Annotated in this window: 18 protein-coding genes and 1 pseudogene; 5 read left to right on the top strand and 14 right to left on the bottom strand. The window is 62.5% G+C overall.

Annotated features, from left to right (window positions below; genetic code table 11):
- Positions 1–36 precede the first annotated feature (36 nt).
- The 3 genes from secB to HV765_RS29195 are packed head-to-tail and all read left to right on the top strand — an operon-like array spanning position 37 to position 2,719.
- A complete protein-coding gene (gene secB, locus HV765_RS29205) occupies positions 37–576 on the top strand; it encodes a protein-export chaperone SecB (RefSeq protein ID WP_175171752.1) in 540 nt (179 codons plus the stop codon).
- A 15-nt stretch (positions 577–591) separates the two neighbouring features.
- Positions 592–1,677: an NAD(P)H-dependent glycerol-3-phosphate dehydrogenase gene (locus tag HV765_RS29200; RefSeq protein ID WP_054420617.1), complete on the top strand. Its 1,086-nt coding sequence runs from the start codon at positions 592–594 to the stop codon at positions 1,675–1,677.
- A 49-nt stretch (positions 1,678–1,726) separates the two neighbouring features.
- Positions 1,727–2,719 carry a Bug family tripartite tricarboxylate transporter substrate binding protein gene (locus HV765_RS29195; RefSeq protein WP_175171751.1) on the top strand — a complete coding sequence of 331 codons (993 nt, stop codon included), beginning with the start codon at positions 1,727–1,729 and terminating at the stop codon, positions 2,717–2,719.
- Between the two features lie 28 nt (positions 2,720–2,747).
- Here HV765_RS29195 and HV765_RS29190 read toward each other — a convergent pair whose 3' ends face one another.
- Together HV765_RS29190 and HV765_RS29185 are read right to left on the bottom strand one after the other, a co-directional pair.
- Positions 2,748–3,218 (bottom strand): tRNA (cytidine(34)-2'-O)-methyltransferase, encoded by a 471-nt coding sequence (locus HV765_RS29190; RefSeq protein ID WP_054420619.1) that lies wholly within the window; start codon positions 3,216–3,218, stop codon positions 2,748–2,750.
- Positions 3,219–3,391: 173 nt separating this feature from the next.
- The gene (locus HV765_RS29185; protein ID WP_254600766.1) at positions 3,392–3,943 is read right to left on the bottom strand and encodes a ComF family protein; all 552 of its coding nucleotides are present in this window, start codon (positions 3,941–3,943) and stop codon (positions 3,392–3,394) included.
- A gap of 249 nt (positions 3,944–4,192) precedes the next feature.
- On the opposite strand from HV765_RS29185, the gene HV765_RS29180 reads away from it, so the two are divergent.
- Entirely contained in the window at positions 4,193–5,128 is a 936-nt protein-coding gene (locus tag HV765_RS29180; protein WP_175171750.1) for a methyltransferase domain-containing protein, read from the top strand.
- 27 nt (positions 5,129–5,155) lie between these two features.
- Here HV765_RS29180 and HV765_RS29175 read toward each other — a convergent pair whose 3' ends face one another.
- The 7 genes from HV765_RS29175 to rsmB all read right to left on the bottom strand — a co-directional run bounded on the left by HV765_RS29175 (position 5,156) and on the right by rsmB (position 14,610).
- Complete coding sequence (locus tag HV765_RS29175; protein ID WP_054420621.1) at positions 5,156–6,400, bottom strand: YbdK family carboxylate-amine ligase; 1,245 nt, start codon at positions 6,398–6,400, stop codon at positions 5,156–5,158.
- A 327-nt stretch (positions 6,401–6,727) separates the two neighbouring features.
- Complete coding sequence (locus tag HV765_RS29170) at positions 6,728–8,197, bottom strand: TrkH family potassium uptake protein (RefSeq protein WP_054420622.1); 1,470 nt, start codon at positions 8,195–8,197, stop codon at positions 6,728–6,730.
- Between the two features lie 53 nt (positions 8,198–8,250).
- Positions 8,251–9,630, bottom strand: a complete 1,380-nt coding sequence (gene trkA, locus HV765_RS29165; protein ID WP_175171749.1) for a Trk system potassium transporter TrkA — start codon at positions 9,628–9,630, stop codon at positions 8,251–8,253.
- Complete coding sequence (locus HV765_RS29160) at positions 9,627–10,319, bottom strand: response regulator (RefSeq protein ID WP_054420624.1); 693 nt, start codon at positions 10,317–10,319, stop codon at positions 9,627–9,629. Before HV765_RS29160 ends, trkA begins: the two co-directional genes overlap by 4 nt.
- Positions 10,320–10,330: 11 nt before the next feature.
- Complete coding sequence (locus HV765_RS29155; protein WP_175171748.1) at positions 10,331–12,646, bottom strand: sensor histidine kinase; 2,316 nt, start codon at positions 12,644–12,646, stop codon at positions 10,331–10,333.
- Entirely contained in the window at positions 12,643–13,233 is a 591-nt protein-coding gene (locus tag HV765_RS29150) for a DUF4390 domain-containing protein (protein ID WP_156336368.1), read from the bottom strand. Before HV765_RS29150 ends, HV765_RS29155 begins: the two co-directional genes overlap by 4 nt.
- Positions 13,234–13,272: 39 nt before the next feature.
- On the bottom strand, positions 13,273–14,610 hold the full coding sequence (gene rsmB / locus HV765_RS29145; RefSeq protein ID WP_175171747.1) for a 16S rRNA (cytosine(967)-C(5))-methyltransferase RsmB: 1,338 nt from the start codon (positions 14,608–14,610) through the stop codon (positions 13,273–13,275).
- Between the two features lie 93 nt (positions 14,611–14,703).
- Here rsmB and HV765_RS29140 point away from each other — a divergent pair, with 93 nt between their 5' ends.
- A complete protein-coding gene (locus HV765_RS29140; protein WP_175171746.1) occupies positions 14,704–15,336 on the top strand; it encodes a LysE family translocator in 633 nt (210 codons plus the stop codon).
- 407 nt (positions 15,337–15,743) lie between these two features.
- Here the strand turns inward: HV765_RS29140 and HV765_RS29135 are convergent, their stop codons facing one another.
- The 5 genes and pseudogenes from HV765_RS29135 to HV765_RS29115 form a co-directional block, all read right to left on the bottom strand.
- The gene (locus HV765_RS29135) at positions 15,744–16,091 is read right to left on the bottom strand and encodes an immunity 8 family protein (RefSeq protein WP_175171745.1); all 348 of its coding nucleotides are present in this window, start codon (positions 16,089–16,091) and stop codon (positions 15,744–15,746) included.
- 278 nt (positions 16,092–16,369) lie between these two features.
- Entirely contained in the window at positions 16,370–16,792 is a 423-nt protein-coding gene (locus HV765_RS29130) for a hypothetical protein (protein WP_175171744.1), read from the bottom strand.
- A gap of 291 nt (positions 16,793–17,083) precedes the next feature.
- Complete coding sequence (locus tag HV765_RS29125) at positions 17,084–17,353, bottom strand: hemagglutinin repeat-containing protein (protein ID WP_175171756.1); 270 nt, start codon at positions 17,351–17,353, stop codon at positions 17,084–17,086.
- 456 nt (positions 17,354–17,809) lie between these two features.
- On the bottom strand, positions 17,810–18,235 hold the full coding sequence (locus HV765_RS29120; RefSeq protein ID WP_217483403.1) for a hypothetical protein: 426 nt from the start codon (positions 18,233–18,235) through the stop codon (positions 17,810–17,812).
- 55 nt (positions 18,236–18,290) lie between these two features.
- Positions 18,291–19,175, bottom strand: a pseudogene (locus HV765_RS29115) (hemagglutinin repeat-containing protein); the annotation flags it as partial.
- Between the last annotated feature and the right edge of the window lie 37 nt (positions 19,176–19,212).

Raw genomic sequence — 19,212 nt, 5'->3', positions numbered from 1 at the left:
CCTTACCTTTGCCCCCTCCCACCAACGGAAACACTCATGGCTGATCAAGACCAAAACACCCAGCAAGAAGGCGGCAACGACGCGCCCTCGTTCAATCTGCAACGCGTCTACCTGAAAGACCTTTCGCTGGAAATGCCGAACGCGCCCCACGTCTTCCTGGAGCAAGAAGCGCCCCAGGTTGAAGTGAGCATCACCGTGGGCGGCCAGCGCCTGGCCGAAACCGTGTTCGAAACCACGGTCACCGTCACCGTCACGACCCGCATCAACGACAAGGTCGTGTACCTGGTTGAAGGCACGCAAGCCGGCATCTTCGAAGCGGCCAACATCCCCGAAGAGCAGCTCGATCCGCTGCTGGGCATTGTTTGCCCGACGATGCTGTACCCGTACCTGCGCGCCAACATCGCCGATGCGATCACCCGCACCTCGATGCCGCCGCTGCACCTGACCGAAGTCAACTTCCAAGCTCTGTACGAACAGCGCCTGGCCGAGTTGCAACAGCAGCAAGGCGCCGCCAACGGCAATGGCAATGGCAGCGACTCGGGCATCATCCTGCCCGCCAGCGCCACCCGCCAGTAAGCACGCCACGCCCCGATGAACCATCCCACCGAGCCGCGCTTGCGCGTTGCTGTTCTGGGTGCGGGAAGTTGGGGCACCGCGCTGGCGGCGGCCTCCAGCCGCCGCCACGCCACCACGCTTTGGGCGCGCGACGCCGCGCAGGCTGCCGCCATGGCCGCCACGCATGAAAACGCGCGCTATCTGCCGGGCATCTCTCTGCCCAAGTCCCTGAATTTTTCCTCTGATCTCGACGCCACGCTGCGCAGCCTGCAAGACGAGGGCGCACGCCGCCTGATCGTGCTGGGCGTACCCGTGGCCGGGCTGACCGCCATTTGCAGCGAACTGTCGCGCCGGTTGCCCGCGTTGGGATTACAAGACACCCCCATCGTCTGGACGTGCAAAGGCTTTGAAGCCGACACGGCCAGGCTGCCCCACGAAATCATGCGCCAGGCGCTGCCTGACGCCATCGGCGGCGCCTTGTCGGGCCCGTCGTTTGCGCGCGAAGTCGCTCAAGGCCTGCCGGTTGCGCTGACGGTGGCCAGCACCAGCACCGCGTTGCGTGACGCCACCACATCCGCGTTTCACGGCGCGGCGCTGCGCGTGTACGCCAGCGCTGATCTGGTCGGCGTGGAAGTGGGCGGCGCGCTGAAAAACGTGATTGCAGTCGCCTGTGGCATTGGCGACGGGCTGGCGCTGGGCACCAACGCCCGCGCCGCGCTGATCACCCGCGGCCTGGCCGAAATGACCCGCTTTGGCGTTGCGCTGGGCGCACGCGCCAGCACCTTCGCCGGCCTGACGGGCCTGGGCGACCTGGTGCTGACCGCCACGGGCGAACTGTCGCGCAACCGCCGCGTGGGCCTGGAAATCGGCGCCGGCCGCAAGCTGGCCGACATCCTCGCCAGCGGCATCACCGCCGAAGGCGTGCGCTGCGCCCGCGCCGCGCGCGACCGCGCCCGCGCCATCAACGTCGAACTGCCCATCACCGAAGCCGTCTGCGCCGTGCTGTTTGACGGCGTCGCCCCCATGACCGCGGTGTCCGCCCTGCTTGCGCGCGACCCGCGCGACGAAAGCGCGGACGCCAGCGGCCCGCTGGACGACGAATCGCTGGGCGGCCACCTCTGATTTCACCCTAACAACAAAACACCCGCCCCCTTTCGAGGAGACATCCTTCATGACGCAAACCCGCAAGCTCCGGGTCGGCCCGCTTCTGCGCGGCCTGTGCCTGGCTCTAGCCGCCGTGCTGCCGGCCGCCGCCCATGCCGACTGGCCCGATCACCCGATCCATATGGTCGTGCCCTTCCCGCCCGGCTCGTCGCCGGACATTCTGGCGCGCACGATTTCCGAGCCGCTGTCGCAAGCGCTGGGCCAGCCCATCGTCATCGACAACAAGCCGGGCGCGGGCGGCAACATCGGCACGCGCATCGTGTCGCAGGCCAAGCCCGACGGCTATACGTTGCTCTACACGATCAACGGCCCGCTGGTCACGGCCCCCACGCTGTACAAGAAGACGCTGGGCTATGACCCCATCAACGATCTGGCGCCGATCTCGCTGGTGGGCACCAGCCCCAACGTGCTGGTCGTGCCGGGCAGCCTGAAGGTCGACAACGTCCAGGACTTCGTCAAACTCGTCAAAGGCCGCGGCAACTCGCTGAATTACGGTTCGGTCGGCCCGGGCAGTTCGGCGCATCTGGCGATGGAAATGTTCAAGGAACGCGCCGGTGTGGACCTGGCGCACATTCCCTATTCCGGCTTCCCGCAGGTCATTACCGCCATCATCGGCGGCGATGTGCAAGCCGGGTTCATGGTGCCCGCCATCGCCGTGCCGCAAGCGCGCGACGGCAAGGTCAAGCTGCTGGCCGTGACCAGCCTGCAACCCAGCGAAGCGCTGCCGGGCGTGCCGACGATGGCCTCGCAAGGCTACCCCGACTTTGAAGCCATTTCGTGGAACGCGGTGCTGGCCCCGGCAGGCACGCCCACCCCGATCGTTGAACGGCTCAATAGCGAGCTGGCCCGCATCATCAACAGCGACGCCGTGCGCAAGCAACTGGCGTTGCAGTACTTCACGCCCGCGCCGTCCACACCGGAAGCCCTGACCGCCCGCATCAAGAATGAGAAGGCGCGTTGGGACCAGGTGATTGAAAAGCTGAACCTGTCGCTGGATTGAGCGCGCCGTTCAGGAACAGGCGGCGTGCTTACACGCCGCCTTCAAACCCTTGCTGACGCCACGCTTCGAACACCGTCACCGCGACGGCGTTCGACAGGTTCAAACTGCGCTGCCCGGCGCGCATCGGCAAGCGCAAGCGCTGCTGGGGCGCGAACATCGCCTGATGTTCATCCGATAGCCCGGCCGTCTCGCGGCCGAACACGAACACATCCCCCGGCTTGAATCCGATGTCTGCCACGCTGCGCTGCGCCTGCGTCGTCAGCGCGTAGATGCTGGAGGCGTCCGCCCCCGTATCGTCCAGCGCTTCCTGCAACGTGTCATGCACGCGCACGGGCTGCCACTCGTGATAATCCAGGCCGGCGCGCCGCATGCGGGCATCGTCCAATTCAAAACCCAGCGGGCGCACCAGGTGCAATTGAGCACCGGTGTTGGCGCACAGCCGGATGGCGTTGCCGGTGTTGGGAGGAATCTCGGGGCAGACGAGGATGACGTGGAACATGGCGGGGCTACGGGGCGAAGGCTAGGGGAAAGTCTGGGCGGCGGGTCTGGGCGAAGGGGCTAGGCCGAAAGCCGAGCCCCCAATACAAGACGGCGAAAACGCGGACGGAATGCGGAGCAGCGACGCGCCGCCTGGCGGAATTGTCGCCGATTTGCGGCGCAAGGCGTTCGGGGTCACGGCGTACGGGCGACCACCAGCACGGTCACCCCGGCCGCGCCCGCCGCCAGCAAGGCGACGGCGGCGGCTTCAACGGTGCTGCCCGTGGTCATGACGTCGTCCACCACCGCGACATGCCGGCCCCGCACCGACGGCGCGCCCAGAAACACGCCCGCTGCCACCTGACGCCGGGCGCGTCGGCCCAACGCCGTCTGCCGGGGCGTTTCGCGCCGCCGGCGCAGCGCGTGGCGGACAAGTGGCACATTCAGTTCCGCCGACAAACTGCGCGCGATCTCCGCCGCCGGATTCATGCCGCGCAGGCGCAGCGACGCTCGGCTGGCGGGAATGGGCGCCAGCAAGATGCCTTCGGGCAGCCCGTCTTCGCTGCGAACGGCGTCAGCCAGCAGGCGCGCCAGCACCGGCGCCATGCTCAAGCGCAGCTGGGTCTTCAGCATGCGAATCAGGGCGTCAGCGGGGGGCAAGTAGTCGAACGCGACGATCGTGCGCAGGTAGGCGCGCGGGGCGCCCAGACAAGCCGGGCACGTTGACGCCGTATGGGGTAAGCGCAAGGCGCAACGCGTACAACGCGGCGGGCTGCCGGGCGGAGCAAAGGTGATGTCAGCCTGGCACCCACCACATAGCCGCGCCCCCGCCACACGCGCGCCGCACAGCGGGCAGTCGCAGCCGATTCGGGACGCCAACCACCGCCCCATGGCCTGTAGGGGCAATCGGGTACGTCGGCCGGGATGCGCAATAATGGGTGCCATCCCCCATGAAATCATGTTCCGCCCCGCGGCGACGTCGCGGGCGTGACCGAAATGTCCCTGCCAGAATCCGCCCCTCTCCCCACTCTTCCCATCGTCAGCGCCGATGTGCCGCGCCAGTTTGCCCGCCGTGGCGACTTGTCTGACGCTCAATTTCTGTATGGCGAAGTGGCCCGCCGCATGCTTGGCCGCCTGCAATACATACGCGTACAACCGCAAGCGATGCTGGATGCCGGCTGTGGGGCCGGCGATAACCTACCCCTGCTGCGCGAACGCTATACAGATGCCGCCTACACCGGGCTGGACAATTGCGAACCGCTGCTGGAGCTGGCCAGAAAGCGCCACGCGCCTGCGGGCCTGGGCGCCTGGATCGGCAAGCTGGCCCGCCGCGGCCCGTCTGCCCCGGCCTTCGTCAACGCCGATCTGGCGGAGACGGGGCTGGCCCCGGAATCGCTGGAACTGGTCTGGTCGAACCTGGCCATGCACTGGCATCGCGCCCCGCACGCCGTACTGGCCGAATGGCGGCGCATCCTGAAGGTGGGCGGGCTGGCGATGTTCTCCTGTCTGGGGCCGGCCACGCTGCGCGAGCTGCGCCAGGCGTTGACCGACGCCGGTCTGGCCACCACCACGCCGTCCTTTGTGGACATGCACGACTTTGGTGACCTGCTGGTGGAAAACGGCTTTGCCGACCCGGTCATGGACCAGGAAATCCTGACCTTGACCTACCGCAGCCCCGAAAAGCTGCTGGCGGACGTGCGCGCGCTAGGCGGCAACCCGGCTGAAGGCCGTCGTGGCGGGCTGGTCGGCCGCGACTGGCGCGACCGCCTCGTCGCCGCGCTGGAAGCGCAGCGACGGCCCGACGGGCTGATCGCATTGAGTATTGAAGTGGCCTATGGCCACGCCTGGCGCGCCGCCGCGCATCGAACGGTGGCCGGAGAAACCCGGCTGTCCGTCAGCGCCATCGGCGGCCGGCAGCGCGGAAACCCCTGAACAGGGTCCGCGCCCCGGAACGCGTGCCTAGTGCAGGCGTTCCGGCAGGGGCACGCTGACCCCCGGTTCAGAGGCCGACAAAGGCTGCATTGGCTCAGAGTTCGCCCGGATACGGCGGCGCAGCACCGCCGTGGGTTCCGCCGGGGCAGCGGCAGCCGCCGACTCGCCACGCCAGGCATGCGCCATGGCGTCAACCACCAGCGGCAGGTCGCGCAGGCGATGGAACTGGCTACGCAGCCAGCGCGCATCGTTGCCGCTGCGCATGGCTTCGTCGCGCAGCGCGGCGATCATGTCGCCCGTGCCCAGCTCTTCCGCCACCGGCATCAGGCGCTGGAACAAGGCGCGCAGATGGTCCATCAGGCGCAGGCGCTGGCCGTCCGGCGTCACGTAACTGCCCTGCAAGCCAAAACGGCAAGCCTGGAAGTGGTTGCTGCGATAGGACAGCCACGCCTTGTCGCTGGGGTCCTCTTCACGCATCAGCAGCACGGCCAAGGCCTGAGCGAATGCCGCGATCTGGCAAGCGCGTTCAACCGTCAGCGGGGTGTCGCAGACGCGGATCTCGACCGTGCCGAACTCCGGCTTCGGGCGGATATCCCAGTACAAGTCCTTGATGCTTTCCGCCAGGCCGTATTCACGCAGCTGGGCCAGATGGGCCTCGAACTGATACCAGTCCTTTACTTCAGGCGGCATGTGGCCAGCCAGCGGGAAGCTGTTCACCGCGTTCAGACGCGAGCACGAAAACAGCGTATCCACGCCCTCGCAGTACGGCGACGAGGCCGACAGCGCGATGAAGTGCGGCACATAAGGGGACAGACGGCGCAGCAACTTGATGGAATCGTCGCCGCTTTTCACGCCCAAGTGGATGTGTTGGCCGAAAACCGTAAATTGACGCGCCAGGTAACCGTACATTTCGGCCAGGTACTGGAAGCGCGGGGTGTCCGAGATAGACCGCTCTTGCCACCGCATGAACGGATGCGCCCCGCCGCCTGCGACCGATACGCCGACCGCGTCGGCGGCTTCGACCAAGGCGTCGCGCATTTCGCGCATTTCGGCCAGCAGGCCCATGGGGTGCTCATGCACCGAGGAATTCAGTTCGATCATTGACCGCGTGATTTCCGGTTTAACGCGATCGGCAATGGGGTGGTTGGCCATCTGGGCCAACAGTTCATCGGAGGCAGCGGTCAAATCAAAACTACGGGGGTCGATCAGTTGCAGCTCGAGTTCGATGCCCAAGGTGTTGGGGGCCGACGAAATGAACGGGATCTGTTCCATCTCGGACTCCTTTGAATGTTTGATGAGGGATGCGCCGTTCGACCTTGAAGCCCGGCAACATCCCGGGGGGCACTAGACGGCAGCTTGTGAACGCATGATAGCCGCAGGTTTGTGGCAAAACGATTGAAAATCGTGACATTTGTGTGCAACATCGCGAAGCATCCAGTTTTGCCCTCTGAGGATAAGTGAGCAAGTGCTTACAACATAGAAACGGCGCGGGTTGCGGGCCGATGGCGGCGGCAATCCAAGTCAGGAAGCGGATTTCGAGAGGGGGTGGGATAACCCTTTATCGGGTTATCCCGGGTGAAAATTCGAGCCCGGTGGCCCTTATTTGCGCCAGAAAATGGGCGTGAACAGCACCAGCACGGTCAGCAATTCCAAGCGCCCGATCAGCATGGCGAAGGTGCAGACCCAGATCTGGAAATCAGACAGCACGGCGAAGTTGCCCATGGGGCCCACCGGGCCCAAGCCCGGGCCGGTGTTGTTGACGCTGGCGAAAACGGCCGAGAACGCCGTAATCGGGTCCAGCCCAGAGAGCAGCAGCAGGCTTGTGAAAACCGCGATAGAAAGCCCGTAGAACAGCATGAAGGCCAGCACGGACGACATGGTGCGGCCCTCAACTGCCCGGCCGTTGATTCGCACCGGGCTGACCGCATGCGGGTGCAACATTGTTACCAGCTCGTTGCGCGCCTGTTTGACCAGCAGGATCGCGCGAATCATCTTGATGCCGCCCCCGGTTGACCCGGCCGACGTCGCGAAGCCGGACAGCAGCAGCATCGTCAGCGGTGCAAACAGGGGCCACTGCGCGAAGTCCGTGTTTGCGTAGCCGGTGGTGGTAGCCATCGAAATGGTGTTGAACATGCCGTAGCGCAGCGCTTCCAGCGGCTCGGCGTAGACGCCCTTGACGTACAGGAACACCGAAATGACCAGCCCCACCCCCAGCACGATGACCAGGTACGGAATGGCTTCCGGACACCGCACGTAGGCGCGCGGGCTGCGCTGGCGGAAGGCGTTGAAGTGGGTGGCGAAGTTGATGCCGGCGATCAGCATGAACACCATGGCCACCATTTCCACGGCCACCGAATCGAAGTGGGCGAAACCGTCGTCCCAGGTGGAAAAACCGCCCAGGCCCATCGTGGTGGCCATGTGGCACCAGGCTTCAAACCACGACAGCCCCACCGCCCGGTAGGCCAGGAAGCACAGGATCGAGAACACGAAGTACACCGCGTACAGCGCCTTGGCCGTGCTGGCGATGCGCGGCGTCAGGCGCTCGTCCTTCATGGGCCCGGGCGTTTCGGCCCGCACGACCTGATGGCCGCCCACGCCCAGCAGCGGCAAAATCGCCACGGCCAGCACCAGGATGCCCATGCCGCCAATCCAGATCAGCGTGGCGCGCCACAGGTTGATCGACGCGGGCAAGGCGTCCAGGTTGGTCAGCACCGTGGCGCCGGTGGTCGTCAGTCCGGACATGGCCTCGAAATAGGCGCCCGTGAACGACAGTGGCAGCCCCGCGCCGTGGAAGTACAGCATCAGCGGAATCGCGGCCAACAGCGGCAGCCCGGCCCACACGGCCGAGACCAACACAAAGCCGTCACGCGCCCGGAGTTCACAGCGGCTGCGCCGGGTCAGCGCGGCCAGCCCGCCCCCGATGCCCACCGAGATCAGGAAGCCGTTCAGGAACGCCTGGCGCGCGGCGTCGCCGCCGACATACGCGACCACCAACGGAATCAGCATGGTGAGGGCGAACATCACCATGGTCAGACCCAAGATATAGAGGGTGCCCAGGACGCGCTTCATGGGAGCCTATCCAGCGGCGCGTGGCCCGCAAGGGAGCATGGGAACGGCGCGCATCAGAAGAAGGACGCCGAGACTTGGAACAGCTTTTCCACGCGCGGCATCTGCCGGCGCGAGGGCACAAAGACGATCACGTGGTCGTCCGTTTCGATAACGGTGTCGGCGTCGGGCATGATGATTTCGTCACCCCGGACCAGAGCGCCGATGCTGGCGCCCTTGGGCAGGCTGATCTGGCCAACCGGCCGGCCCACCACCTTGGAGGTGGAGCGGTCGCCGTGGGCGATGGCCTCCAGCGCTTCCGCCACGCCTTGGCGCAGCCGGTGCACGGCTGCCACGTCGCCGCGCCGCACATGGCGCAGCAGTTCGCTCATCGTCGCCTGCGACGGCGACACGGCGATGTCGATATGGCTGCCTTGCATCAGCTCGCCATACGCCTGCCGGTTGATCAGCGCGATCACCTTGCGGGCGCCCAGCCGCTTGGCCAGCAACGACGACATGATGTTGTCTTCGTCGTCGCTGGTCAGGGCCAGCCAGGTATCCATGTCTTCGATATTTTCGCGTTCCAGCAGGGCCTCGTCCGTGCCGCTGCCATGCAGCACCAGCACGCTGTCGGGCAACTGGGTCGCCAGGTATTCGCAACGCTTCAGGTCGCGCTCGATGATGCGGACGCTGTACTTTTCTTCGGCCAGCTGGCGCGCCAGACGCAGGCCGATATTGCCGCCGCCCGCGATCATCACCCGGCGCACGGCGCGCTCGGCATCGCGCAACTGACGCACGGCACGGCGCGCATCCCGCGAATCCACCACCAGCACGACTTCGTCGCCCGGGGCGATCACGGTGCCGCTGCCCGCCCTCAACGGGCGTCCGCCGCGCAAGACGTCAATCACGCGCGCCTTCACGTCGGGCCAGACATCACGCAGCTTGTCGACGGACGAATGCGCCATCGGGCTGCCGTGGCCGACCCGCACGGTGACAACGCTGATGCGGCCTTCGGCGAATTCGACGACCTGCAAGGCCTCGGGGAATTCGATCAGGCTGTGCAGATAGGTCGTGACGCTGCGTTCGGGGCTGATCAGGGCGTCGATGCAGAAGCCGTCTTCGCTCATCAATTCCGGGTGCTCCGGAAATTCGGCGGAGCGGATGCGGGCAATGCGGCGGGGGATGTTGAACAGCTGGCGGGCGATCTTGCACGCCACCATGTTGGCGGCGTCAGAGGCCGCACAGGCGATGAACAGGTCGGTATCGGCGGCGCCAGCGGCTTCCAGCACCGACACTTGCGAGCCGTCGCCATGGACGACCCGCAAGTCGAAGTGTTCTTGCAGGTACTGCAACTGCGTGGAATCAGAATCCACCACGGTGATGTCGTTTTCCTCGGACACCAGGTTTTCGGCCACGCTGGTGCCTACGCGACCAGCGCCCATGATCAGGATTTTCATGTGCTGCGCTTGCGCGCCGACTCGATGCCCAATTGCTTGAGCTTGCGGTAGAGGTGAGTACGTTCCAGCCCGGTGCGTTCCGACACACGCGTCATGCTGTGGCTTTCGCGGACCAGGTGGTATTCGAAATAGATGCGTTCGAACTCGTCGCGCGCTTCCCGCAGCGGCTGATCCAGCGAAATGCTGCCCAGCAGCCCGTTGGACGCCACCGGCGCGTCATTGGCGGGCGCCGTCGTCAGCACGGGGGGATCAAGCTCGTCTTCAAGCGCCACGGTGGCGCTGGCGGCGGCAGGATGTGCGGCAACCGGCGCCGGATGCGGCGCGCGGCCGCGCGCCAAACCCGCCGCAACGGTCTTCAAGAGACGTTGCAGCGTGATCGGTTTTTCCAGGAAATCCATGGCGCCGATGCGCGTCGCTTCGACTGCCGTATCGATGGTGGCGTGGCCGCTCATCATGATCACCGGCATGTCGAGCAGGCCTTGCGAGCCCCACTCCTTCAGCAAACTCACGCCATCGGTGTCGGGCATCCAGATGTCCAGCAACACCAAATCAGGACGCATGCGAAGGCGTGCGGCGCGCGCTTGCGCCGCGTTTTCGGCCAGTTCGACCGTGTGTCCTTCGTCGTAAAGGATCTCCGACAAAAGCTCGCGTATACCGACTTCGTCGTCAACCACCAGAATTCTGGCCATAAAGCATCCACCTATTGCGTAGCCGCATTATCCTTTTCTTGCGCGGTCGCGTCCATAGTGTCTGTCCCGGGAGCCAACCGGGTCAACAAGATGGAAATCCGCGCGCCTCCTTCCTTGCGGTTGGCAAGGTCGATACGTCCGCCATGCTCTTCCACAATCTTGCGTACGATTGCCAATCCTAACCCAGTCCCGTGGGACTTTGTGGTTACGTAGGGCTCGAACGCGCGCTGCATCACCTGCGCCGGAAAGCCCGGGCCGGTGTCAGCAACGGTAAATCTCAATGCCTGCTGATCGGCCCGGTCGGGCTGTTCGCTGCGCATTAACTGGGTCGTGACGCTGACCCGGCCCTCGCCGCCCAGCTCGGCAATCGCGTCGCGGGCATTAGACAGCAGGTTGTGTATGACCTGGCGCAACTGGGTGGGGTCGCCTTCAATTTCGGGCAGGCCCGGCTCCAGCTTCACGTCCAGGTTCAGCGCTTTGCCCACATGGCGAGACGCCGCGCCATCGGGCTCCCAGCCATATAGAGACAGCACGTCGGCCACCAGCGCGTTGAAATCAATGCGCTGCATGACGGCCGGCGGCGTGCGGGCATATTCGCGGAAATCGTCCACCATCTGCTTAAGCGACGCCACCTGATTCACAATGGTATTCGTGGACCGCGTGACGATCTGGGCCTCGGCCGGTTGCAGCTTGCCTTCCAGCTTCATGGCCAGGCGCTCGGCCGACAGTTGGATCGGCGTCAGCGGGTTCTTGATCTCGTGCGCCAGCCGGCGCGCCACTTCGCCCCAGGCCACGGTCCGGTTGGCGGAGATCACTTCGGTGATGTCGTCGAACACCACCAGATACCCGTTGCCGCGCCCATCCACACGCAGATGGGTGCCGCGAGCCAGCAAGGTCAGCGGATGCGGCGCCGTGGGAGCGCCCCCCTGAGCGGGGCCGATTTCAAATTGCTGTTGCCAGTGCTGACGCTCGGAACCCACCGCCGCGTGCGTCGAAAACGCCTGCCGGACGATGTTGGCGAATTCGAGCATGCCGTCCACCGTCTCCAGCGGCCGGCCAATCACCGAACGCAGGTCCGCGCCCAAAATGGTCTGGGCGCCCTGGTTGACGGTGGTCACGCGGAACGACTCGTCAAACACCAGCACACCGGAAGACAGGTTCGACAGCACGCTTTCCAGATAAACGTTCGACCGCTCCAGCTGCTGGCGATTGCTTTCGACCATCCGCCGCGCCTCATCCAGTTGCCGCGTCATGGCGTTGAACGACCGCGTCAGCTGGCCGACTTCGTCGCGTTCCGGGGGTTCCGGCAGGGGCCGGTAATCCCCCACACCCACCGCCTGCGTACCGCCCGCCAGGCTGAGCAGCGGACGCACCAGCCGCTTGGACAGCGACAACGCCACGGCGATGGCGCCGAATGCCGCCAGCAGCAGCGCCAGCGTCAGCGTAATGCCGTAGAGCTTGCGCAGGCCCAGCCGCGACAACGCAAGTTCCTGGTAATCACGGAAACCTTGTTGCACCAGATTGGCGTTGTGCGCGATTTGCTCAGGCACGGGTTGCAGCAGTTGCAGCCAGCGCGGTTCGGACGCAGCGCCCAACAGATTGTCGTAACGCTCAGGCCCGGTCAGCGGAATCACCACGCGCAGATGCAGGCCGCCCTCGACGCCGGGCGTGACGGGGTCATCGGCTTCAGCCGCCGAATAGCCGCGCGCCAGACGCAACTGGTTCATCACGGTCGACGGCGGCATCGCGGGCAGCAGCTGCCCGTACTGGCTGGTCGAAAACGCGATCATGCGGCCGCTGCCCGTGAACACCATGGCCTCTTGCACGCCATTGGCTTCACGCAAGCGGGTCAGGGCCAAGGTTATTCCGCTGTCGGTGCTGCGGTTCAGCTCCATCGCCATTGATCGGGCGCGCGCATCCAGGTCAGCCAACAGCGAATCCAGCGCGGCGCGGCCCAGGTTCAGGCCGGCTTCCAGCGCCGTGTCCACGCGCACGTTGAACCAGGATTCGATGGATCGCGACATGAACTGCACCGACACGGTGTAGATCAGGGCGCCCGGGACGACGCCGATCAGCGCAAAAGCCAGTGAAAAGCGCGCGGTCAGGCGCGCGCCGAATTGCCGGCGCCGGATCTGCCGGGCCAGCCGCACCGTCAGCGCCACCACCCAGACAAACAGCGCCAGGGCGAAGATGCCGTTCAACACCAGCAGCGTGTCGTAATACCGCGCAAAGCGCGAGGCATTGCCCGTGGACCATGCCAGCAAGCCCAGCAAAGCCAGGCCGCTTACGGCACCCACCATCAGGGCCAGCCGAAGCAACAGCCTCATGAGGGATCTTTCTCCTTGTCGCTCAGCATGAACGAGAAGTCCATCCAGGGAGTCCCCTGCGCCCACGAGCTGCTATTCAAGGCGTTGACCTGGAACGGCCGGGGCAAGAGCGAGGTGTCCAGGCGCAAACGCAATTGCCCGCCATACAGTACCCCTTGGTCAAAATCAGCGGCATCCGCCACCGGCCAGTTGCGGATATGGCGGATGACGCTCATCGCGTCATCCAGCGAGGCCACGGGGAAAGACAGCTCGCCCACGCCCGCGCGCCATTGCCGGGTCAGGGCGTTGTAGACCACCCGCCAGGTGCGCGACGTGTCCACCAGGGACTTGTCGAACCAATACCAGCGCTCGCGCGTCATGGTGAGGTCGGCGGTGAAATAAAGCGGGACGCCGCGCTGGGCCGCGTCCCGCAACTGCTGGTTCAATTCAAATTCGATGTCCGCGTCGATCTCGAGCTTGCCGTTACGCACGGCCGGTTCAACCCGGGTGACCTTGGGCTCGGCGCCATAAACTTCGCCGCCCGGCACTAACGAAAGCAAGGCAGATACCAGCAACAACCCAAGAAATAAACGCGAAATAGTGGACATACGACACCGAAACACCGTCATGCCCCTATTCTTGGTGATTCAGGACTGCTTGGCAAACAAGGCGTAGAAAAACCCGTCATGTTGCTCGGCGGGTGTTGCATTGAGCGCAACTGGCAGCAACTGGCCCGGCGCGTCCAGCCGCTCGGCTTCCGGATGACGCTGCATGAATTCCAGCGCCTGGCGGGCACCCTCGATCGGGAACACCGAGCACGTCACATACAGCAGCCGGCCGCCGGGCGCGACGGTTTGCCACAGCGAATCCAGAATCTTGGCTTGCAGCGTGGCAGTGCGGCGCACGTCATTTTCACGGCGCAACCAGCGGATGTCGGGATGCCGGCGCACGATGCCCGAGGCCGTGCACGGCACGTCCGCCAGCACCGCATCAAAGGGCTTGCCGTCCCACCAGGCGTCCAGATCGGCGGCATCGGCGGCTTGCAACTGCACACGGTTGCTAGCCAGACCGAGGCGGCCCAGGTTCTCTTCCACGCGTTCAAGGCGTTCACCGTCGGCATCCAACGCCACCAGATCGATGTCGGCCAGCTCCAGCAGATGCGCTGTCTTGCCGCCGGGCGCCGAGCAGGCGTCCAGCACCCGCATGCCGTCAGCGGGGGCCAGCAGTTCGGCCGCCAACTGCGCGCCCGCGTCCTGCACCGACCACCACCCTTCCGCAAAACCCGGCAACTGGGTCACAGGCTTGGGGCTGCCCAGCACCAGACCAGACTGGCCCACCGGCTCCGCCGCCAACCCTGCCGCCTGAAAAGCGGCCAGCACCTGTTCGCGGGTCGCGCGGCGGCGGTTCACGCGCAGCGTCAACGGCGCCGGCACATTGGCAGATTCCAGGATCTCGCGCCATTGCTGCGGATAGGCCACGCCCAACTGCTTGACCCACCAGCCGGGATGGTTCCATTGCGCCTCGGGGCTGTCGGCCACGGCGGCCTCAAGCGCCGCACGCTCCCGCAGGAAACGGCGCAGGCAGGCATTCAGCATGCCCTTGAATGACGACAAGCTGCGGGTATTGGAGGCGGCCGTCACGGCCTGGTCCACCACCGTGTGCGCCGCATACACCGGCATGCCGGGCAGCGCCGCGGCGGCGTCGCCCTCTTCTTTCAGCAAGGTCAGCGACACCAGCAACAGCGATTCAAACAGCACGCTGGGATAGCGCTGCACCAGTTCACGGCCGACGGCATCAGCCCAACCCAGATAGCGCATCGCGTGGAAAGACACGGCCTGAGTGGCCGGACGCAGGGCGGAACTGACGTCGGTCAACGCGTCCGTCAAGGAACGGCCGTCCAGCACGCCCTCGACCACCCCCGCGCTGGAAAGAAGAACGGAGGAAAGCGGGGGGGCAAGATTGGGGGAGTCGGAACGCGTGGACATGGTGGGAATTCAAAGGATAAGACCGATATGGTAGCCGCACCTGGACGAATGGCGGCCCGCGCGTCAAACTTGCCGCTGCCCCGGGAGCCCTTTATGACCACCGCCACGCTGCTGCTGTTCATCCTGGCTTCGGCCGTCGCCATCGTGACGCCGGGCCCTACCACCCTGCTAGCCATGAGCAACGGCTCGCGCCACGGCGTGCGCGCCGCCAGTTGGGGCATGGCGGGTGCGGTACTGGCGGATTTGATGTTGGTCGGCGCGGTGGCGTCCGGCCTGGGCGTGGTGCTGGCGGCGTCGGAAGTCGCCTTTCAGATTATTAAATGGGTGGGCGCGGCGTATCTGGCTTATCTGGGTTGGAAGATGCTGCGATCGGATTCGGCACTGGTCTTGCCATCATCGGCCTCGGCAGCCGACGCCCGCCCGGTCGGGTTGGCGCTGGGCATGCGCAGCTTCCTGGTGGCGCTGACCAATCCCAAGGCGCTGTTGTTTATGTCCGCGTTTCTGCCGCAATTCATCAACCCGCAAGCGCCGCTGTTAATGCAATACGCCATCGTGGCAGGCGTGCTGGCGACGATCAATATATTGACGATGCTGGTTTATGCGACGCTGGGCGCGCAACTGGTGCGGGCGTTTCAGGGGTCGGGACTGCGCTGGCTGAATCGGGTTTGTGGGGGGTTGATGATTGGACTGGCGGGAACGTTGGCGCTTTATCGGCGGGGGGCTTGAGGGGCGGGAGGGTGGCGGGGAACTGGCGGAAAGCGGACGGGATGGCGCTGGTATTTGTTCGAGGCACTTGATTAGAGGCCGTTAAATCCTAGCAAGTAGTTAACGGGAACGCTTTTGCGACTTCTGCGGTTGCCCCTGTAAGTGCTGTTGTCAAAGCCGAAGGCGCCACTAGGCGATGCATGCGGCGTAGTACCGGGCGGTCTGATAGCCGCCATGGCAGGTCCACAGGCCTGTCTGCTTCATGACGGACTTGAAGTCGCTCTTAATCGTGGCCGACGCAGGCCGCCGCCCGTCTGGGCGATTACCTACTCAGATCTCTAGCGCGACAGTTAATTCTTTATCCTGATTTATATATTTGATGCTTTATCCGTAGAGTCTCTGGATAAACTAACCAACTGCACTAGCCACTAGGCTTGATAATCATCGAATTCCCAGGAAAATACCTTTCCTAGCTGTCTCACGATATCCTCCCAGCTATCTCCCTCACAGCGACTAACATAGTCGTGAATCAAACCATTAATAGTAGAAAAATTATATTCTCGAACAATTAATAGACCTCTACCCCAACGAGCCTCCCATACTGTTTCTTCTAGCCACTTTGGCGTGCAGACGAAAAGCTCAAAATCATCTGCCCCTTTTGTACAATCCAGCCCAATTCGAACACGAAGACTCAAAGAAAAATTGTCTACGCTCTCTGGGAAATAGGTCTCAATATCAACAATATCATTAGAGATACCTTTTATAACAGCACGCATTGCTCCTCCTAATCAGTCCTATAGAGAAATTCGGATTTTTCGTTCCACTGCCGTTTACAGCAGCAGCTAATCTTGAGTCCTAGGCCGCAATCTTGCTCAGATTTTCTTTCCGTTGGGAGTCGACAATCAGGAAATGCAGGCTGACAGATTAATTTCGTGCAGCCCGAATAAACGACGCGATCGATTCCGCAGCCGTCTTTCTGGTCAGGACACTTTGGCCAGTGCCATCACGAATGACACGCAGCCGCCTTTGCCCCTACAGAGTCACGAAAACTAATTTACGGTTCTACTTCAGGTTTAATCCATACCGCAATTACCGCCTCACCACAGAGCGAGATCATCGCATTCGTTGCAAACTGAATAAGGCGTACTTTGGCGCTCATGTCGAAATTACCAATGCAGATCCAACCTGTAGCCACATCCTTGAACATCCGCCAGCAGATCGAGCCGGGAAGTTCAACCGCCGCGCCAACGGCCAACTCGACCCCTCCAGAATCAATATAAATACCCGCACGCTCTATGGTTTTAATGGGTATACATTTCGATTCTAAATGCGCTAAATTGCACAACCCCCATGGGTAAAGCAACCGTCCTGTCTCGACGCCCACTTCAATTTGGAGAGTGCCAACTGCTAAAGAGCAGCACCCTTTCGCTCCGGCACTTAAGGCAACCTCTTCGCGAGAACAATCAATAAAATCCACTGAGTATTCCGAACTCCGATAGATCAACCGCCCAGCAAGAGGACTTGCTGTCAAATCGAATTTAAAGCCAACATGCATCACAATTAACCCCCACTCTTGAATAGAAAGTGAAGCACCGTATCAGTCTTAGGATCTACAACTAGCTCATACGTACCTTTGCTTCCATTCATTGTGCCTTGGACATCCCAGCGAAGAGCTCCTGGCACTCCCCGCGGGTCCCCGACCGGCAGTTTAGAGTCCATAATTTCCTGCAGTAAAGCTCGTGAAAATAAGGTGTCAGAAAATAAGGTGTCAGACTACATTTTCCGGCGATGGCCTAAGTGAAAATGTAGTCTGACACCTTATTCGTTCATCCGTGAAGCCATTCTGCGAGCCGCCAGTGGAGTAGGCGATGCCGATGCTGGCACTGCTGCTCTTGTTGTCCGTCTTCAGCTTAAACGCATTGCGCGCCGCTTGCAGCAGGATGTCGCCTTCGGCCTTGAGCACCACATTGTTGCCAGCAGGCAGGTTCAACCCCGTGACGGTGATTCCCGAGTCCTTGCCCGCGCCCTGCGCAACGATTGAAAGACATTAATCCAGGCCTCTTAGTGCTTTTGAAATATCTTGGACATTAGTTAGCTTCCCCGTCGCAACCTTATCCAGAACACTCCAAACCATTTGTTTTGGCTGACCCTCCACGCCGTTTTTTATAATCAACCTCACAACCACTTCAGCAGCAGTTCGTTTATTTCCATTATCAATCAGATGCCCGCCAGAAATATCCCTGACCATTGATTCAGCTTTATTATAAAAACCCTCAAAATTGGCAGTATTTGCAATAGCCGCATCAACCTCTCTGATTGAAACCGAACCGCCAAACCGTGAATTTATAGCGGTGATATCGTCTGCACTTCAGCCGACCTTGAAACCACCAAGACCTATTCCACTTGGAAGGTTTGACGCTGAACTTAAGCCACTAGTAGCTAGATCATCTACCTTTCCGGCAGTGCCATCAGTTGCTTTTGCATCAAAGAAAACTCAGACAAACGAAATATCTAACCTATCGATTTTCCATGAAATCAGCTTTCCCTCAAGGAAACCGAAATCCGCCAGCAAAATCTCATCACAGAAAGTCAACCCACCACAGCGCAAACAGCCATCCCTCAGCTCGCCGATAATTCTGTATGAATAGCCTGTTCCTTCTCTAACGACTGCAGGTTCAGCATGAGAAATTTCTTGAATAATATACTCATCAAAAACCATAGTTAATAACTCTGCCCGATACACTCGCCCCACCTCGAGCTGATAGGGAAGATAGCTTGCAAAGCAGGTAAACCGCTGACCGCAGACAACGATCGAAACCTCCTCCTCAACTTCAGGACTGATGCCATCAACAAGCACTGAGTAAATCATGGTACAGGACTTATGGTTTTGTCTGCGGGATTGCCATTCAACATCTTCCAAAAGCTCTTACCACTTTCCACATGAATTGTAGTAATGGTGCCATCAGAATTAGCTCCTACAAATCCATATTTCGCATCGCCACGGGACGAGTTACCCATGAACTGAACGTAGCCAGTTCGCATTTCGCCTTTGTATAGATATTGAACTTTATCCCCGCTTTGCATAATGTCCTTGCCCACCTGCAAATACTCGGCTGATGACTTTGCCCCAAATTCAGCGCCGTGCTTCGAATGACGATCGTGCCGCCGCTGATGCCGCTTTGCGTGGTCGAACTACTGTTGCCGCTGGCCGCCACCACCACCGGCGTTCCCATCCCGAAGCCGCTGCTGCCTGTCGAGATGGACGAACCCGCGTCCTTCGATGCGCCGCCGGCTACCTGGCCGCCCTTGGTCGTGCCCAGCCCTGAGTCGCCCGCCTTGGCGCTTCCGCCAAACCCGAAGCCTCCACCAATCGACACCTGGCTACCGCTGTACTTGGCGGTGTTCTTCAGGTCCTGCGCGACCAGCGTGCCCGTCGTCAACTTGTTCAGGCCGTCCGCCACCGCGCGGTCGCTACTGGCGATGACGCTGCCGAGCAAGGTGGTGTTGTTCTTGACGTCGATCAGGAAACCGCCGTCGCCTGCCCACAAGCCCGTCTGTTCAGTGACCGTCTTGAAGTCGCTGTTCATCTTGCCGGCGCCGGCGTTGGCCCATGCGCTGCTTGAACCGTAGCAGTACGGCGGGATACACAGGCTCACGCCAAAGCCCGCGCTCTTGTTCTTGGAGTCGTACTTGCTGCTGTCTTGCAGGCTCTCAAGTAGCAGGTTGCCACCGACCGATGCGATGATCTGGTCGGCCTTGCCCGCCGCGCCCTTCAATGTCGTGTCCCCGCCCGACTGGATGGCGAGTACGTTGCCTGCCGTGATATTGCTGTTGGTCCAGCTTTCATCGCGGCCGTTGGCCTTTCCGCGTCCGACCTAGGCGCCCTAGTTCAAGGGT

Source organism: Achromobacter kerstersii (assembly GCF_902859595.1).
Classification (GTDB): domain Bacteria; phylum Pseudomonadota; class Gammaproteobacteria; order Burkholderiales; family Burkholderiaceae_B; genus Achromobacter; species Achromobacter kerstersii.
The sequence above is the reverse complement of the archived record's forward strand: the minus strand, read 5'-3'. Positions and strand labels throughout refer to the sequence as shown.

Coding starts and splice junctions, on each gene's coding strand:
- secB (WP_175171752.1), top strand. CDS start 37: ATGGCTGATCAAGACCAAAACACCCAGCAAGAAGGCGGCAACGACGCG.
- HV765_RS29200 (WP_054420617.1), top strand. CDS start 592: ATGAACCATCCCACCGAGCCGCGCTTGCGCGTTGCTGTTCTGGGTGCG.
- HV765_RS29195 (WP_175171751.1), top strand. CDS start 1,727: ATGACGCAAACCCGCAAGCTCCGGGTCGGCCCGCTTCTGCGCGGCCTG.
- HV765_RS29190 (WP_054420619.1), bottom strand. CDS start 3,218: ATGTTCCACGTCATCCTCGTCTGCCCCGAGATTCCTCCCAACACCGGC.
- HV765_RS29180 (WP_175171750.1), top strand. CDS start 4,193: ATGTCCCTGCCAGAATCCGCCCCTCTCCCCACTCTTCCCATCGTCAGC.
- HV765_RS29175 (WP_054420621.1), bottom strand. CDS start 6,400: ATGGAACAGATCCCGTTCATTTCGTCGGCCCCCAACACCTTGGGCATC.
- HV765_RS29170 (WP_054420622.1), bottom strand. CDS start 8,197: ATGAAGCGCGTCCTGGGCACCCTCTATATCTTGGGTCTGACCATGGTG.
- trkA (WP_175171749.1), bottom strand. CDS start 9,630: ATGAAAATCCTGATCATGGGCGCTGGTCGCGTAGGCACCAGCGTGGCC.
- HV765_RS29160 (WP_054420624.1), bottom strand. CDS start 10,319: ATGGCCAGAATTCTGGTGGTTGACGACGAAGTCGGTATACGCGAGCTT.
- HV765_RS29155 (WP_175171748.1), bottom strand. CDS start 12,646: ATGAGGCTGTTGCTTCGGCTGGCCCTGATGGTGGGTGCCGTAAGCGGC.
- HV765_RS29150 (WP_156336368.1), bottom strand. CDS start 13,233: ATGTCCACTATTTCGCGTTTATTTCTTGGGTTGTTGCTGGTATCTGCC.
- rsmB (WP_175171747.1), bottom strand. CDS start 14,610: ATGTCCACGCGTTCCGACTCCCCCAATCTTGCCCCCCCGCTTTCCTCC.
- HV765_RS29140 (WP_175171746.1), top strand. CDS start 14,704: ATGACCACCGCCACGCTGCTGCTGTTCATCCTGGCTTCGGCCGTCGCC.
- HV765_RS29135 (WP_175171745.1), bottom strand. CDS start 16,091: ATGCGTGCTGTTATAAAAGGTATCTCTAATGATATTGTTGATATTGAG.